The 15171-nt window shown below is 60.9% G+C and carries 13 protein-coding genes; 8 read left to right on the top strand and 5 right to left on the bottom strand.

Features of this window, described 5'->3' with window-relative positions; all coding sequences use genetic code 11:
* Nucleotides 1-13: 13 nt before the first annotated feature.
* The 5 genes from L1071_RS01195 to L1071_RS01175 all read right to left on the bottom strand — a co-directional run bounded on the left by L1071_RS01195 (nt 14) and on the right by L1071_RS01175 (nt 6452).
* On the bottom strand, nt 14-544 hold the full coding sequence (locus L1071_RS01195; RefSeq protein WP_246967700.1) for a hypothetical protein: 531 nt from the start codon (nt 542-544) through the stop codon (nt 14-16).
* Nucleotides 541-2058 (bottom strand): sensor histidine kinase, encoded by a 1518-nt coding sequence (locus L1071_RS01190; RefSeq protein ID WP_246967697.1) that lies wholly within the window; start codon nt 2056-2058, stop codon nt 541-543. Before L1071_RS01190 ends, L1071_RS01195 begins: the two co-directional genes overlap by 4 nt.
* Nucleotides 2059-2992: 934 nt before the next feature.
* Nucleotides 2993-4306 (bottom strand): amino-acid N-acetyltransferase, encoded by a 1314-nt coding sequence (gene argA / locus L1071_RS01185; protein ID WP_246967694.1) that lies wholly within the window; start codon nt 4304-4306, stop codon nt 2993-2995.
* Between the two features lie 141 nt (nt 4307-4447).
* On the bottom strand, nt 4448-5719 hold the full coding sequence (locus tag L1071_RS01180; RefSeq protein ID WP_246967692.1) for an inorganic phosphate transporter: 1272 nt from the start codon (nt 5717-5719) through the stop codon (nt 4448-4450).
* 52 nt (nt 5720-5771) lie between these two features.
* Nucleotides 5772-6452: a TIGR00153 family protein gene (locus L1071_RS01175; protein WP_246900340.1), complete on the bottom strand. Its 681-nt coding sequence runs from the start codon at nt 6450-6452 to the stop codon at nt 5772-5774.
* A gap of 104 nt (nt 6453-6556) precedes the next feature.
* On the opposite strand from L1071_RS01175, the gene L1071_RS01170 reads away from it, so the two are divergent.
* The 8 genes from L1071_RS01170 to L1071_RS01135 all read left to right on the top strand — a co-directional run bounded on the left by L1071_RS01170 (nt 6557) and on the right by L1071_RS01135 (nt 15148).
* On the top strand, nt 6557-7405 hold the full coding sequence (locus L1071_RS01170; RefSeq protein ID WP_246967690.1) for a CYTH domain-containing protein: 849 nt from the start codon (nt 6557-6559) through the stop codon (nt 7403-7405).
* Nucleotides 7406-7426: 21 nt separating this feature from the next.
* Nucleotides 7427-8293 carry an ion transporter gene (locus L1071_RS01165; protein WP_246967688.1) on the top strand — a complete coding sequence of 289 codons (867 nt, stop codon included), beginning with the start codon at nt 7427-7429 and terminating at the stop codon, nt 8291-8293.
* 194 nt (nt 8294-8487) lie between these two features.
* The gene (locus L1071_RS01160; protein WP_246967686.1) at nt 8488-9276 is read left to right on the top strand and encodes a DeoR/GlpR family DNA-binding transcription regulator; all 789 of its coding nucleotides are present in this window, start codon (nt 8488-8490) and stop codon (nt 9274-9276) included.
* The gene (locus tag L1071_RS01155) at nt 9266-10837 is read left to right on the top strand and encodes a sugar ABC transporter ATP-binding protein (protein WP_246967684.1); all 1572 of its coding nucleotides are present in this window, start codon (nt 9266-9268) and stop codon (nt 10835-10837) included. Before L1071_RS01160 ends, L1071_RS01155 begins: the two co-directional genes overlap by 11 nt.
* Entirely contained in the window at nt 10834-11820 is a 987-nt protein-coding gene (locus L1071_RS01150) for an ABC transporter permease subunit (protein ID WP_246967682.1), read from the top strand. Before L1071_RS01155 ends, L1071_RS01150 begins: the two co-directional genes overlap by 4 nt.
* Before the next feature lie 49 nt (nt 11821-11869).
* Nucleotides 11870-12811 (top strand): ABC transporter substrate-binding protein, encoded by a 942-nt coding sequence (locus tag L1071_RS01145; protein ID WP_246967680.1) that lies wholly within the window; start codon nt 11870-11872, stop codon nt 12809-12811.
* Between the two features lie 64 nt (nt 12812-12875).
* Nucleotides 12876-13577 carry an L-ribulose-5-phosphate 4-epimerase AraD gene (gene araD, locus L1071_RS01140; RefSeq protein ID WP_246967677.1) on the top strand — a complete coding sequence of 234 codons (702 nt, stop codon included), beginning with the start codon at nt 12876-12878 and terminating at the stop codon, nt 13575-13577.
* Nucleotides 13574-15148, top strand: a complete 1575-nt coding sequence (locus tag L1071_RS01135) for a ribulokinase (protein ID WP_246967675.1) — start codon at nt 13574-13576, stop codon at nt 15146-15148. The genes araD and L1071_RS01135 overlap by 4 nt, the downstream gene beginning before the upstream one ends.
* The last annotated feature ends 23 nt before the right edge of the window (nt 15149-15171 follow it).

The following is a 15171-nucleotide window of genomic DNA, read 5'->3' as shown; positions in this document are numbered from 1 at the left end:
AACCGTCGCGCTGTCATGGCGATTGCTCATGGCGCGAGTTGATGCTCTGTTCGATGGCCGTCAGGGCGTCGAGTTTCTCGGCGAGGTCATCGCGCTCGCGTCCCAACGCCTGGCGGCGCGATTCGCTCTTGGCGAGATCGCTGGCCAAATCGCGGCGTGCCTCGAGCTCGTTGAGCCATTGCCGCAGCAGTGGCTGCAAGCGGCTCGGCGCCGCCGAGATATCGGCTTTGTAAAGCTCGGACGCCTGTTCCCAGCCGTCGCGATCGCCCCATGCCAGTACTGTGGCACGGGCCAGCTTGAGGTGCGGCATGTCGCCCCGGAGGCGCGTCAGCATGGAGCCTCGCCACTCGCTGTCACCGCGCTGCGAGGCGAGTCCGAAGGCAATCCAGTCATCCACCAGGCAAACGTTGTCGGCCAGCTTGGGGATGTCGTCATTGCAGGAAGTGACCGGGGCCGCCGGTGCAGACGTCTCTTGCGTCATCCACTGGCACCCGGTCAACAGCGAGCCAGCGCATAACGCTGCCAGCAGCATCCGAATGTTCATGTGTCGTTCCTTGCGTTTAGCGCCGGCGTCATAGTGGTCGGCGTCGTTATGGAAGCGTCGTCGCCATCGGTTCCTTCCTCCGGCGGCGTCACCTCAGGCAGTGTCAGTCGGAAGCAGACCGGAAAGGTGTCATCCTCGACCAACTCCAAGCGTCCATTTTGAACCTTGGCGCAATCAGCGGCCACCGACAAGCCGATGCCCGACCCCTTGAGGGCACCCTGGCGCCGCATGCGGCCCTGATAGAACGCCTCGAATAGACGCGCGCGGTCGTTTTCATCGATGGGCTCGCCGGTGTTGGCGACGTCGATCACCAGCCATGACGCATATTGCTGGGCACGCAGCGCCAGTTGGCCGCCATTCTCACCGTAGGCGATGGCATTGGAAATCAGGTTGTCGAGAACGCTGGCGGTACGCTCGCGGTCGGCCTGCCAGGGCAACGGCGTGTGCCGGGGCCAGTCGACGTGCATGCCCTTCTTGTCGAGCGCCAAACGATGCTTGGCGAGCACTTCCTGGATCACCGTGACTAGATCAAAACGCGTCACCTTGAGTCCCCGACTGTGCTGCAACAGATTATAGTCGAGCAGTTGCTCGATCAGGGCCTGGAGTTCCTGACCACTGACATCGATCAAACCGACGATTTCCCGCTGACGCTCGCTGAGTTCGCCGACCACGCCGTCGGAAAGCAGTGCCGTGCCCTCGCGCACGCTGGCTAGCGGCGTCTTCAGCTCGTGGGACATATGGCGCAAAAACTGCTGCTTCTGCGCCTCGAGTTCGGTAAGACGCCCGGATAGCCAGGTCAGCCGCTCGCCGAGACTCACCAGCTCTGCCGGCCCCTGGATATGCTGCGGCGAGGCCGGCTCCATACCGCTGCCCAGGCTGAAGATCCGCCGCTCGAGCTGGCGAATGGGGCGGATGATCAGCCAGGTGAAGATCAGCATCAGCCCCAGGCTGACCGAGACCAGCGCGGCGGTCTGCATCCACAGCTGCCCACGTACGGTGCTGGCACGCTCGCGAATGTTCTCGATACGTTCGTCGATCAGCCGGTTAGTGGCATGGCGCACATTATCGGTCCGTTGGGAGAAGTCGCCGAACGCCGCCAACTGCTCGCGGAACTCATCGATGGGCGTGTCCGGCAATGCCTCGAGCTCGCTGAGTTGCTCACGCAGACGCGGGATATCGGGATCGTCGGGCAGCAAGGGGGCATGCTCGTCGAGCAGCTCAGCGTAGCGCTTGGCTTTCTCGGTGTAGATGCTGAGCAACCCTTCCTGCTCGAGCACCGCGTACTGACGCGCGCTGCGCTCCATTTCCAATGCTAGATTGCTCAAGGTGCGGGCACGGCGAGTTTGCTCCACCGCTTGGCGCGCGCTGACATCGGCCAGCGACGAGAGCTCGGAGAGGGCCTGGCCAGCCTGAAACATGAGCACGGCAATTGGCAGCATCACCATCACAAAGGCGAGCATTACCAACTGCAGTAACGAACGGGGACGCCAACGGCGAGAGACCTGAGTGGTCATGAGCGCGATTCTATGCAGAAAGAGGGTGGATGCCATGTCATCTTACCCGCACAGAATAACAGAGTTGCATTCACATGCCGGTTTTCGCATCGCCGCACCGATCGAAAGCGAGGAGGAAGTCCCATCAAGACCATGAACACCCGATGCATCCCCTAGGCACGCCACGGCGGCCCACAAGACGCGCAAAAAAATGGGCCGGAAAGACCGGCCCAAGGTACGCAGGGAACTGAAGGGTCAAATGAACACTCTCAAACATCCACCTGGCTGAATTCTCGAGAGTGATCGAGGGGCTCGAAAGCCCACGAAGCCATGAGGTCCATACATTGCCAGGAAAAGGCCCTCATGTTGACGGCACAGCCGCCACTTCGTTTCGTTTGCCGCGTCGCCAAAAGCAGCGCGGCGAATTTGGCCCCCGAAGGGGTGGCATCCTTGCCTGGGCATCCTTGCCCTTTTGGTACCATTCCGTGCCCGTAGGCGGTACCCGTCTCATCGCAACCTAAGTCACACATCGCGTGGAGCAAACGCTGATCGATCTAGCCGGGACATTAAGCACAGGGTTGTGATCGAAACGCCCTGGCTTGATCGATCGAGAAACGGCTCGAGCCGTATTGAACCGTTTCCCGTTGCTCACCCTATATATTGCGATAGCCGTGCCACTTTTTTAAAAGTCATTTAAAAACATGAAGTTAAAAACATAACCAGTAGGCCAAAACCGCACGGCAAGCTATTACATCGAGAATCGAGGGAGTTTCGACGCCGATAACGTCGCCATCTGACAACGCCATTTCGCCGGTATAAATTAATATCAATAAAAACAGTAACTTATTACGTCTCTTTTTGGAGACACCCCATCAGATGAAAGCGACACGGCATGCCGCCGGACAGGCGAGCCTCGGTGCCGCCTCGACGCTGAGCGGCGGCACAGGGCAGGCGCTCAACCGAGGGGTTTGAGCAACACCTTGGATTGGCGGGCATGGTTATAGGAGTCGCGCCGCAGGTGCGGCAACGCCTCCAAGCCGTCGAGTCGAAAGCCGCGCTCGAGGAACCAGTGGGTGGTGTGGGTGGTGAGGGCAAACAAGGCGCTGTAGCTGCGACGGCGGGATTCACGCTCGACCTCGGCCAGCAACAGGTCACCACGCGCACCGCCGCGATAATCGCCGTGCACGGCGACGCAGGCCAATTCGCCCATGCCTGCCTCGGGATAGGCATGCATGGCACTGCAACCGATGATCATGCCGTCGCGCTCGATCACCCAATAGTCGTCAATCTGATGTTCGAGCCGCTCCCGCGAGCGCGCCACGAGCATGCCGCGCTCCTCCAACGGGCGCAGCAATTCGAGCAGGCCGCCCACGTCTTCCAGCGTCGCACGGCGCAATTGCTCGTAACGATGCTGGGTGATCATGGTGCCCACCCCATCGCGGGTGAACAGCTCGCCGAGCAGGGCATCGTGATCGTGCCAGCTCAGCAGGTGAGTGCGCGCCACGCCATGGCGCGCCGCTTCACACGCCGCGCCTAGATGCCGCGCCAGCTCGCTGCCTGGCGCTGCCTGGCGACACAACGGCTCGGCTTCCAGCGGCGTGAGCTGGCGCTGCAACATGCCACTGGCATCGTGCAGCCCCACCGCGTCGCCAAGCAGAATCAACTTGTCGGCGCGAAGCCCCATGGCGACGTGCTGGGCGACGTCGGCCGCGTCGAGATCGAACACCTCGCCGGTGCTCGAGTAGCCCAACGGCGGCACCACGACCAGCGCTTCCTGGCTCAGCAGTCCGGCGATAGCATCGCTGCGCACTCGGCGCACCTCGCCGCTGTGATGGAAGTCGACGCCATCGCGCACGCCCAGCGGCTTGGCGGTCACCAGATTGCCGGAGACCACCGTCAGCTCGACGCCATGCAGCGGGGTGTTAGGCAACCCCAGCGAGAGGCGTGCCTCAATCTTGAGGCGCAGTTCGGCGGCGATGCGTTCGACATGGCGCATGATCGCCTCGTCGGCCACCCAACGCCCCTCGATCCGGCGCGGCTCGATCCCCGACTCGCTCAGCGCCTCGCCCACCTGTGGGCGAATGCCGAAGACCATCACCAGGCGCACGCCCAGGGTATGCAGCAGCGCCAGGTCCTGAAGCAGCGGCTCCCATCGCTCAGACGCCAATGCCTCGCCTTCGATGAGCACCACGAAGGTACGTCCGCGATGCGCATTGATATACGGAGACGAATTACGAAACCAATCGGCGAAGGGGAAACGAGTATCCAAGGCCGCACTCCGGCAGCAGGTGAACGGGAAATCCTGACTATAACAGAGCGACGAAAACGGCGGCACCACTCTCGTGGCACCGCCGCTTCAGGCTTCAGGCGTATTTTAGCTCGCAGCTCGCAGCTCGTGGCCCGTCGCTCGTCAGCCGAAAAAGCCCTTGAACATGAAGAAGAACATGATCGACAGCAACGCCCCGGCCGGCAGGGTAATCACCCAGGACAGCACGATGGTGCCCAGTACGCGCAGGTTGAGCGCGGTGATCCCGCGGGCCAGACCGACCCCGAGGACCGCCCCGACCAGCGTGTGCGTAGTGGAGACCGGCAGGCCGGTTCCCGAGGCCAATACCACGGTGGTCGCCGCCGCTAGGGTCGCCGCGAACCCGCGACTCGGCGTCAGCTCGGTGATTCCCGTGCCTACCGTGGCGATGACCCGATGGCCATAGGTGATCAAGCCGACGACGATACCGCCGCCCCCCAGCACCAGCACCCACCACGGCAATGCGGCAGCACCGCCGACATCGCCGCTGGACTCGACGACGCTGATGACCGCCGCCAGCGGCCCCACGGCGTTGGCGACATCGTTGGAACCATGCGCGAATGCCATGGCGCAGGCGGTGAACATCATCAGCACGCCGAATACGCGTTCGACACTGTTGAAATCGAACGCCGAGCCGCCACGCTTGCGTTTGATGCGATCGACGCGATTTTCCATCAGGATGCCGATGACCATCACCACGATACCGATGGCGATCGCGATCAATAGACTCTGGCCAAAACTAAATTCCAACCCCACATGGGAAAGCCCCTTGACAAGGGTAACCATCGCCACGATGAAGCCGACCATGAAGATATAACCGGGCACGTAGCGCTTGGCCGCGGCGAAGGGGTCGTGGTTCTCGAAGATCAGAAACTGCACCGACTTGAACAACGCGAAGGCGATCGACCCCGCCAGCAAGGGCGACACCACCCAGCTCGCCGCGATCTGACCGACCTTGGGCCAGCCGACGGAGTCGACGCCCAACCCGGCGATGGCGAAACCCACGATGGCGCCGACAATGGAATGCGTGGTGGACACCGGCCAGCCACGCATGGAGGCGATGAAAAGCCACACGCCCGCCGCCAGCAACGACGCCAGCATGCCGTAGACCAGCAACTGCGGGTCATCGGACAGCAAGCTCGGGTCAATGATGCCCTTGCGGATGGTGTCGGTGACCTGCCCCCCGGCCAGCCACGCGCCGAGAAATTCGAATACCACGGCGATGAGAATCGCCTGACGGATGGTAATGGCCTTGGAGCCCACGGAGGTCCCCATGGCATTGGCCACATCGTTGGCCCCTACCCCCCAGGCCATAAAAAAACCGAAAATGCAGGCGAGAATGATGAAGACATCGCCGTACTGCGCAATGATGGACATAGGCAAGTTCTATCTGGCTGGCGTGAGACGGAAAATCACACGGCCCGCGTTTTCAGCGGGCCGTGAGAATTTGGAGACGACTGCCGACGCGTTCGGCGCGATCGGACAATTCACCGATCCATTCGATGATCTTATAAAGGAAGATTACATCGACCGGCGGCAACTCGGCCTCCAGCTGGAAGAGCTGGCGACGAATAAGCACCTGTTGGTCGTCGGCCTGATGCTCGAGGTTATGAAGCTCGCGGATAAAGTCCTGCATGAGATCGCCGACATTACGCCCGAAGCCGGAATCGAGAAGCTCCTGGAGCTCTTCGAGCGCTTTGCGCGCCTGGCCCACGGTGGCGATCGCGGTTTCGAGATAGGCGCGCATCGAGGGTGCCAGCGACTCCGGCACCTGCATCTGGCGGCCCAGCATGATGCCGGTAATATCGCGCGCCTTGTTGGCGATCTTATCCTGTACGCTGATCAACTCAAGCAGGTCGGAACGCGAGACCGGCAGGAACATGCTGTTGGGAAGGTTAAGACGCAGTTCGGTCTTGAGGGTATCGGCTTCATGCTCGAGCTCGGTGATCGCTTCTCGATGCGTGGCGGCGTCGTCCCAGTTGCCCGCCTGCGTGGCATCGAAAAACGGCAGCAGTCGCTCGGCGCATTCGCTTGTCTTGACGATATGCGCGAGCAAGGGCTCAAAAGGCGAGCGCCCGAACAATGCCGAAAACGGATTGGAAGTCACCATAATGTCAGATTCGATGCGTTGGGAATGGCGGCGTCAGTATAGTGACTGCACCCCTTCTCGTCATGGAAAATTCATCATCTTGTCATCAACACACAAGGTCAGGCATGGCTCAGGAAATCGAACTCAAGCTCGCCCTCGGCGCTAGCGGCCCGCATGCGCTGCGCCAGCATCCGCGACTCGCGAACCACAGCCCGCAGCGTGCGTGGCTCGCCAACACCTACTACGACACGCCAGGGCGCGCTCTGGAGCGCGCGCGTATCGCCTTGCGCATTCGCCGCACGCCCGACGGCTACCTGCAAACGCTCAAGACGGCAGGCAGCGGCCAGGGCGGCCTGCACGCACGCGGTGAATGGGAGTGGCCGATCGATGGCGACGCCCTCGATATCGACGGCATCCGCCAGCATGCACCGGACACCATCGACGAAACGGATCTCGCCCAACTCGCCCCGCGTTTCACCACCGACTTCACCCGCGAGCGCTGGGAGGTCACCGAAGCGGACGCCACCATCGAGGTGGCACTCGATATCGGCACCATTCAGGCCGGCGAGCGACAGGTCGCGATCCGCGAACTGGAACTCGAGCTCAAGGAAGGCAGCGCCGATGCGCTGTGGCAACTGGCCGCCTCTCTCGCCGACGGCGTGGCACTACGCCCCGCCAACGCCAGCAAGGCCCAGCGCGGCGCCGCCCTGCATGACGGCTGGACACTTCCCGACAATGCCGAAGACGCCCAGAGCCACTGGAACGCGGCGCTCGAGGCGCTGGATGCCTGGCAGGACACGGGGCATGCGGACTATCGTCATCAGGCCAACTGCCATCTAGAGGCGCTCGGCGGCGATGCCGCCCAACGCTTGGCGAGCGCCTTGCGTCACGCCGACGACGCGCGCCCCGATACCTGGCTCACGCCCGAGATGAGCCGCGACTGGCTCGCCGCCTGGTACTACGCCACCGCCTGACGTAACGCAGGAGACCGTCCCTTGACGCTGCCTTTCGAACCCGCCGACAGCGGCCTACGCAAGACGCTGTTCCACATCATCTTCGAGTCCGACACAAAGGCCGCGAAGATCTTCGACATCGTCCTCATCACGCTGATTCTAATCAGCGTAGCGGTGGTGTTCGTGGACAGCGTGCCGAGCCTTCACGCCCGCTACGGCGAGGCGTTTTACCTGCTTGAATGGGGCTTCACGCTACTCTTCACGTTGGAGCTGGCGGTACGGCTTTATTGCCTGGAACGCCCGCTGCGCTATCTGAAGAGTTTCTATGGCATCGTCGACCTGCTCTCCATCCTGCCTACCTGGCTCAGCCTGCTGATACCCGGCGCCCAGTCGCTGCTGGTGGTGCGCGTGCTGCGTGCACTACGCGTCTTCCGTGTCCTGCGCTTGATGGCATTCGTCGGTGAAGGCCGCATGCTGACGCAGGCGCTCTCGCGCAGTTACCGCAAGATCATGCTGTTTCTGTTCACGGTACTGCTGGTCGTCACCGTCTTCGGCGCCCTGATCTACATGATCGAGCCGCCCGAAGCCGGGTTCACCAGCATGCCGCGGGCCATGTACTGGGGCGTCGTCACGCTGACGACGGTGGGCTACGGCGACATCGCCCCGATCACTCCGCTCGGCCAGTTCATCTCGGCGTGCATGATGATCCTGGGGTACTCGATCATCGCCGTGCCCACCGGCGTCTTCTCGGCGGAGGTGATCCGCTCGATCCAGGCAGAACGCTACTCCGAAGAAGCCTGCCCCGGCTGCGGCCACGAAGGACACGAGCGCGACGCAAAGTATTGCCGTAAATGCGGCACCTGGCTCGACGAAGATACTCCGGATCCGCATTTGGCACAGGACAAGTAAGAGGCCGAGCAAACCACAGCCAACGTATGGCAACCCACTAAGTGCAGATAACAAGCCAGGCACCGCTTTTTTGCACGCATGCAATCATTACTACCAAAGTAGTGCGTAAAAACGCTCATTATCAGGGGTATTTTTTGGATTCGTGATTATACTAAATCACAGAATGCATTAAATAACGCACATGAGCCCGATCAATGAGCGAGATTGCGCGCCACGCCAAGACTGAACAACTCCTGCAGGAACGTCCCTTCATGTCGGTGAAGGAACTGTCTCGCATGCTGGGAGTTTCCGCTGCCACCGTACGGCGGGATATCGATAAACTCGACGAGGCAGGACGTGCCCAGAAAGTCTATGGCGGCATCGCTGCCGTCGAGTCGGCGCATCAGCGGCGTTCCATCGCCCTGCCCTTCTCGGACAATCGCGACATCGTCGTCGACGTCAAGCGAGCGATTGCCCGCGAGGCCGGCAAACTCGTACGGGAAGGCAGCTTGATCGTCGTCCACGCCGGTTCTACCTGTTTTCACTTTGGCGTACACATCGCCGACTGGAACGTACGAGTATTGACCCATTCGATGCCACTGGCCGCCTATCTATCGGAGTTCGGGCGCTGCCAGTTGACCGTCGGCGGCGGTGATCTGCATCGAGAGCCAGGAATCCTCTACGATCCTGCCGGTGATAATCAGACCTTTTTCGCCTCGCAGTTTTTCATCGGCGCTCTCGGGGTAAGCACTCAAGGCATACTCGAATCCCACCCATTGCTCGTGCACTTCGTTCAGCATTTCGCCGAACGCGTCAACGAAGTCGTATTGCTCGTCGACAGTCGCAAGTTCAAGGAAACGCCTCCGCTGGTGGCATTGCCATTGCGGCGCGTGGCGCATCTGGTAACGGACGACGGGCTTGGCGACAACGAGGCCAAGATGCTGGAAAGCCAAGGTGTCCGCTATACGATCGCCGATACTTCGGGAGGCCTGGATGAACAATAATACTGATCCGATTCTCACGATGACCGCCATCTCCAAGACGTTTGGCGAGATCAAGGCATTACACGACGTGTCACTGACCGCCTGGTGTGGGGAAGTGCACGCTCTGATGGGTGAGAATGGTGCCGGCAAGTCCACCTTGATGAAGATTCTGTCCGGAGCACTATCGCCCGACCCCGGTGGAGAGATACGTATTGCCGGGACACCCATGCGTACCGGCGACACCCGACTGTCCAAGTCGCTCGGTATTGCCGTCATTTATCAGGAATTGTCTCTCGCCCCCAACCTGACTGTGGCGCAGAACATCTTCCTCGGCGCAGAAAAGTCTCACCGCGGCGTCGTCGACCGTCATGCCATGCGCACTCAGTCCCAGCCGATCCTCGATCGACTGGGGGTCACCTTCAGGTCCGACACCCTGGTGGGGCGCTTGTCGTTAGGCGAACGTCAGTTAGTGGAGATCGCCAGGGCGCTCTCCACCCAGGCGCGCATCATCGTCATGGATGAGCCTACTACCTCTTTATCCAGCCGAGAGACCGAGCACCTCTTCAAGGTGATCGAAGGGCTCAAGCGTGAAGACATCGCGATCCTCTATATCTCCCATCGAATGGATGAAGTTTACCGCCTCTCCGATCGTTGCTCGGTGCTTCGCGATGGCACCTACGTCGGCACGCTCGAACGCGATGAGCTGGACGCCAAACGGTTGGTAACGATGATGGTGGGACGCGACATCTCCTCCTTCTACAAGAAAGCGCATCAAGCCTATGAGGAGGATCGCGAAGTCGCTCTGCGTGTGGAGGATCTGGCGGACGACAAGGTAATCAAGGGTTGCTCCTTCGTGGTCCACAAGGGCGAAGTTCTCGGCGTGGCGGGCTTGGTCGGATCGGGGCGTACCGAGCTTTTACGCCTGATCTACGGGGCCGACCCGGCAAGCCGTGGCACGGTTTATCTCGACGGCAAAGCGGTTACCCCAAGCTCGCCACGCGATGCGCTGAAGCAGGGAATTGTCTATCTCACCGAAGACCGCAAGGGACTAGGACTGTTCCTCGACATGAGCATTGTCGACAACGTGAATATGGCGGTGGCCGAACAGGACGCTCGTCCTGGCGGCATCCGCCACTTCTCCGCCGCCGCCAAGCGCGCTAAACAAGCCATTCATCACCTCGGCATCCGCACGCCCTCCTCGCGCCAGGCTGTAGGCGCGTTATCAGGAGGCAACCAGCAGAAAGTGTTGCTCGCGCGCCTGCTTGAAGCCAAACCGCGGGTGCTCATGCTCGACGAACCAACACGTGGCGTCGATGTCGGCGCCAAGTCCGAGATCTATCGCTTGATCGACGATCTGGCAAAACAGGGACTGGCGATCATCGTTGTCTCGAGCGAATTGCCTGAAATCATCGGTGTTGCCGACCGTTGCCTGGTCATGCATAGCGGTGAAATCGCTGGCGAAGTGGTCGCCACCCCTGAGCGACCGATACAACAAGAAGAATTGATGGCCTTTTCCACCGGAAGCTTTCCGCAATCCAACGCCTCAGAAGACGCCAGTCACAACAAGGAGAGCTTGGCATGAACGAGACAACAACGACTCGCAACCCAGCCCAACGCATGGCGCAAATGAAATCGGTAGTGATGGCACTGGGCATGCTGCCGGTATTGATTCTTCTGGCAATTGCCTTCGAGCTGATGACGGGCAAGTTCCTCAGCTTCAACAACATATCCATCGTCATGCAACAGGCCTCGATCAATATCGTCCTGGCGGCAGGCGTGACCTTCGTCATTCTCACCGGCGGTATCGATCTCTCGGTAGGCTCGGTGCTGGCGGCATCGGCAATAGCAGCGGTCGAGGTGTCGCTGTGGCCGGGGCTCGGCATGCTGGGCATCCCCATCGGACTCCTGGTGGGGCTGGTTCTGGGCTTGGTCAACGGGGTCCTCATCGCTTTCCTCAGGCTACCCCCTTTCATCGTGACGCTGGGCTCGTTGACTGCCGTGCGCGGGTTGGCGCGACTACTCGGCGACGACACGACGATATTCAATCCCGATCTGCCCTTCGCCTTCATCGGTAACGAGAGTCTGATGGGAATCCCCTGGCTGATCATCATCGCCTTGGCCGTCGTGCTGTTTTCCTGGTTCATCCTCCGCGCCACGGTGCTGGGCACCTGGATCTATGCCATTGGCGGCAACCATGAGGCGGCGCGATTGACCGGCATCAAGGTCAGCTTGGTATTGCTCTTCGTCTACGGCGTTTCCGGATTGCTCGCGGGTCTGGGTGGGGTGATGTCGACGGCACGCTTATACGCCGCCAATGGCCTTCAACTCGGACAGGCGTATGAACTCGATGCCATTGCAGCCGTCATCCTAGGCGGCACCAGCCTGGTCGGCGGCGTCGGCTCGATCTGGGGAACGTTGATCGGTGCGCTGATCATCGCCGTGCTTTCGAATGGGCTAATCCTGGTCGGCGTGTCAGATATCTGGCAATTCATCATCAAGGGTCTAGTCATCATCATTGCCGTAGCGCTTGATCGCTATCGGCTCAAAGGCGGTGCCCGGACCTGATCGGTGCATTGCCATCAAGTAGCAACGTCAGCAGAACGAGGAGACAACAATGTACAAACCACTCACTACCATTGTTTGCGCCGGCATGATCGCCATGGCCTCGGGAACGGCCATCGCCGAAGACAAACCGCTGGAAAGCGTCGGCATTTCTGTCGGCCTTTTGGGCAACCCTTTCTTTGTCGCCACTATCAAGGGCATCACCGATGCCGCCCAGGACATTAACCCAGACGTGAAGATCACCTCGGTGTCGGCCGACTATGACCTCAATAAGCAGGTCAATCAGATCGATAACTTCATCGCCGCCGGCGTGAACATCATCATGCTCAACGCCGTAGACGACAGCGCTATCGCACCGGCCGTCCAGCGGGCCAAGAACGCCGGCGTCACTGTAGCTGCCTTCGATGTTTCGGCCCCTGGCGCCGAGGTGACGGTAATGACCGACAATGTGGCGGCGGGACGCGAAGCCTGCCAATACATCGTCGACTCGCTCGATGGCGAAGGGAATGTCGCGATTATCAAGGGACCCTCGTCGTCGTCGCTCAACGACCGCTTCAAGGGCTGCTCCGAGGTCTTCTCCCAGCACGACGAGATCAACGTCGTTTCCAATGACCAGAACGGCAAGGGCAGTCGCGACGGTGGCATGAACGTGATGCAAGGGTTGCTGACCCGTTACGACGATCTCGACGCGGTGTTTGGCGCCAACGACCCCATGGCGCTCGGTGCTCAATTGGCGGCTCGCCAGTTCAATCGCAACGACATCATCATTACCGGCGTCGACGGTGCTCCCGATACCGAAAAGTCCCTGAAGTCAGGCAACTCCCTCCTCAAGGCATCGGCCAGTCAGGATCCCTACGTCATGGCCGCCAAGGCCATGGATCTGGCCTACCAAGTCTTCCAGGGCAAATCTCTGGAGCAGGATACCGTGCTGATCCAACCCAAGCTCATCACCGCCGACAACGTCGACGACTACGTCGGCTGGACGGGGCGCTGAACCTCGCCACGAGCGCCCCCGAAAGGGTGCGCTCCTCTTCCTACCATCAAGCAAGGAGCCTGCCATGTCGCTTTCCGCTTTGAAACGGGCCGTCCTGGAGGCCAACCTCGATACCGTTCGCGATGGCCTGGTCATGGCGACGTTCGGCAATGCCAGCGGAATCGATCGCACCACGGACCAAGTGGTCATCAAGCCCTCAGGAGTGGCCTACGACACCATGACGGCAGAGGATATGGTCACCGTGAGCCTCGATGGCGCAGTGGTCGAGGATCGCTTGCGCCCCTCGTCGGACCTCGATACCCATCTGGTTCTCTACCGTGCTTTCACCGGAATCGGCGCCGTCATCCATACCCATTCGACTTATGCGACGATCTTCGCTCAAGCCTTGATGCCTATCCCCTGCTTGGGCACCACCCATGCCGACTATTTCCGCGGTGACATCCCCGTGACCCGCCACCTTCGTCCAGGGGAACTAGGCGATCGTTATGTCGCTGCCACCGGGGAGGCCATCATCGAAACTTTTGAAGGTCGCGACCCTCTGGAGATGCCTGCGGTGCTCGTCGCCGGTCACGGCCCTTTCGTTTGGGGACGCACCCCCAAGGAAGCGGCGCTCAACGCCTTGATCCTCGAGGAATGCGCGCGGATGGCGTGGTTCACCAAGCGTCTCAATCCTCAGGTCGAACCGATTCCCGATGCGCTGCGTGATCGTCACTTTCTACGCAAGCACGGCGCCCAAGCCACCTACGGACAAACGGAGCGCCTATGACACTGGTGGCCGGTGCCGATTTCGGCACGCTCAACGTGCGCGTCACGCTCATGAACAGCGAAAGCGGCGAGCAGGTCGGTACCGCTATCGCCGACTATCCATTAAAGCGCTCGCCCGACGATCCACTGCGCGCTCAACAGAATCACGACGATCACATGCGGGCCCTGGTGCAGGCGATGCACGAGGCGTGCCGCAACAGCGGAGTCGACGGCCGACATATCGCTGCCTTTGCTGCCGATACCACTGGATCAAGCGTGGTAATGGTGGACGAGAATCTACGCCCTCTCGACGACTACTACCTGTGGTGCGACCACCGCGCCCACGCCGAGGCCGTCGCAATCACCGCGCAGGGGCGTGAGGAAGGACTGGAGGCCCTACAATGGTGTGGCGGCACCTACTCGCACGAATGGGGGTATGCGAAACTCCTCCACTTCCTACGCCATAATCCCGACAAGCGCCCACACTTCTACACCGCGCTTGAACACTGCGACATGCTCGTCGCCACGCTATGCGGGCTGAAACGTCGCGAGGAACTTCCCCGTTCGATATGCGCCATGGGCCATAAATGGCTGTGGGGAGAGTCCTGGGGCGGATTGCCACCCCAAGATTTCCTGACGCGTGTCGATCCGCTATTCGACGGCATCAACGCCAAACTGACCGGACGCTACGGCGACTCTACCCAAACGGCCGGGCATCTAACGCCGGAATGGGCCGATAAACTGGGAATGACTGCCCATATTCCGATCGCCTATGGCGCCTTCGACAGTCACTGGGATGCCATCGGCAGCGGTTGTCGACCCGGCGATGTAGTCAACGTCGTAGGTACATCGACCTGCATCATCGCGTTGAGCGATGAATCCATGACGCCCGTCCCCGGTATCTGTGGCTCGGTGCCTGGAAGCGTGGTGCCCGGCATGATCGGCGTAGAGGCAGGGCAATCCGCCACGGGCGATATTTTCGAGGCCATTGCACGACGTGCGGGCAGCGACGTCGCGACTCTCTGCGAAGGCCTTGAAACACGTCGCCCCGGTCAGACCGGACTGCTGCGGCTGGTATGGGATAACGGCGATCGTACCGTGCTTGTGCGCTCCGACTTGGCTGGCATGACGTTGGGCTGGGATTTGGGGCATAGCGCCGCCGATGAGATGCATGCCGCGTTGGAAGGGATGGCCATGCATGTGCGCGTCATCCATGAAAGGATGGCCGAACATGGGCTCGTGATACGTCGCGTCATCAACGCTGGCGGCATTCCCCAGAAGAACGCCGGGCTCAATCAAATCTACGCGAATATGCTAAATACCGAGGTTTCGGTCCCCGTTCGTTCGCCCATCGGAATCGGTGCCTGCATCTTCGCCGCCGTCGCTGCGGGGCTATTCGACAGTATCGAAGCAGCCCAAGAGCGCCTCTGCCCGCCCGTCTGCACGTTCACCCCCACCTCGGCGAATCGCGAGGCGTGCGACAAACTCTATGCGCTTTTCCGAGAGGTCTATTTCGGCTTCGGCGAGGGCTGCCCCGTGGATATCGCCACCGTTCTGCCACGCCTCAGGGCCTTTCGACTGGGACGTGGCTGAGCGCGGTGACTCGGCGTTGACGT

It is taken from the genome of Chromohalobacter sarecensis (assembly GCF_023061135.1).
GTDB lineage: Bacteria > Pseudomonadota > Gammaproteobacteria > Pseudomonadales > Halomonadaceae > Chromohalobacter > Chromohalobacter sarecensis.
Note: the sequence above shows the minus strand (reverse complement) of the source record. Positions and strands in the feature narration are given on the sequence as shown.

Bases quoted from the DNA above. Each gene is read 5' to 3' on its own strand.
- L1071_RS01150 (WP_246967682.1), top strand. From the start codon at position 10,834: ATGAACGAGACAACAACGACTCGCAACCCAGCCCAACGCATGGCGCAA.
- araD (WP_246967677.1), top strand. From the start codon at position 12,876: ATGTCGCTTTCCGCTTTGAAACGGGCCGTCCTGGAGGCCAACCTCGAT.
- L1071_RS01135 (WP_246967675.1), top strand. From the start codon at position 13,574: ATGACACTGGTGGCCGGTGCCGATTTCGGCACGCTCAACGTGCGCGTC.
- L1071_RS01160 (WP_246967686.1), top strand. From the start codon at position 8,488: ATGAGCGAGATTGCGCGCCACGCCAAGACTGAACAACTCCTGCAGGAA.
- L1071_RS01180 (WP_246967692.1), bottom strand. From the start codon at position 5,719: ATGTCCATCATTGCGCAGTACGGCGATGTCTTCATCATTCTCGCCTGC.
- L1071_RS01145 (WP_246967680.1), top strand. From the start codon at position 11,870: ATGTACAAACCACTCACTACCATTGTTTGCGCCGGCATGATCGCCATG.
- L1071_RS01195 (WP_246967700.1), bottom strand. From the start codon at position 544: ATGAACATTCGGATGCTGCTGGCAGCGTTATGCGCTGGCTCGCTGTTG.
- L1071_RS01155 (WP_246967684.1), top strand. From the start codon at position 9,266: ATGAACAATAATACTGATCCGATTCTCACGATGACCGCCATCTCCAAG.
- L1071_RS01190 (WP_246967697.1), bottom strand. From the start codon at position 2,058: ATGACCACTCAGGTCTCTCGCCGTTGGCGTCCCCGTTCGTTACTGCAG.
- L1071_RS01170 (WP_246967690.1), top strand. From the start codon at position 6,557: ATGGCTCAGGAAATCGAACTCAAGCTCGCCCTCGGCGCTAGCGGCCCG.
- L1071_RS01175 (WP_246900340.1), bottom strand. From the start codon at position 6,452: ATGGTGACTTCCAATCCGTTTTCGGCATTGTTCGGGCGCTCGCCTTTT.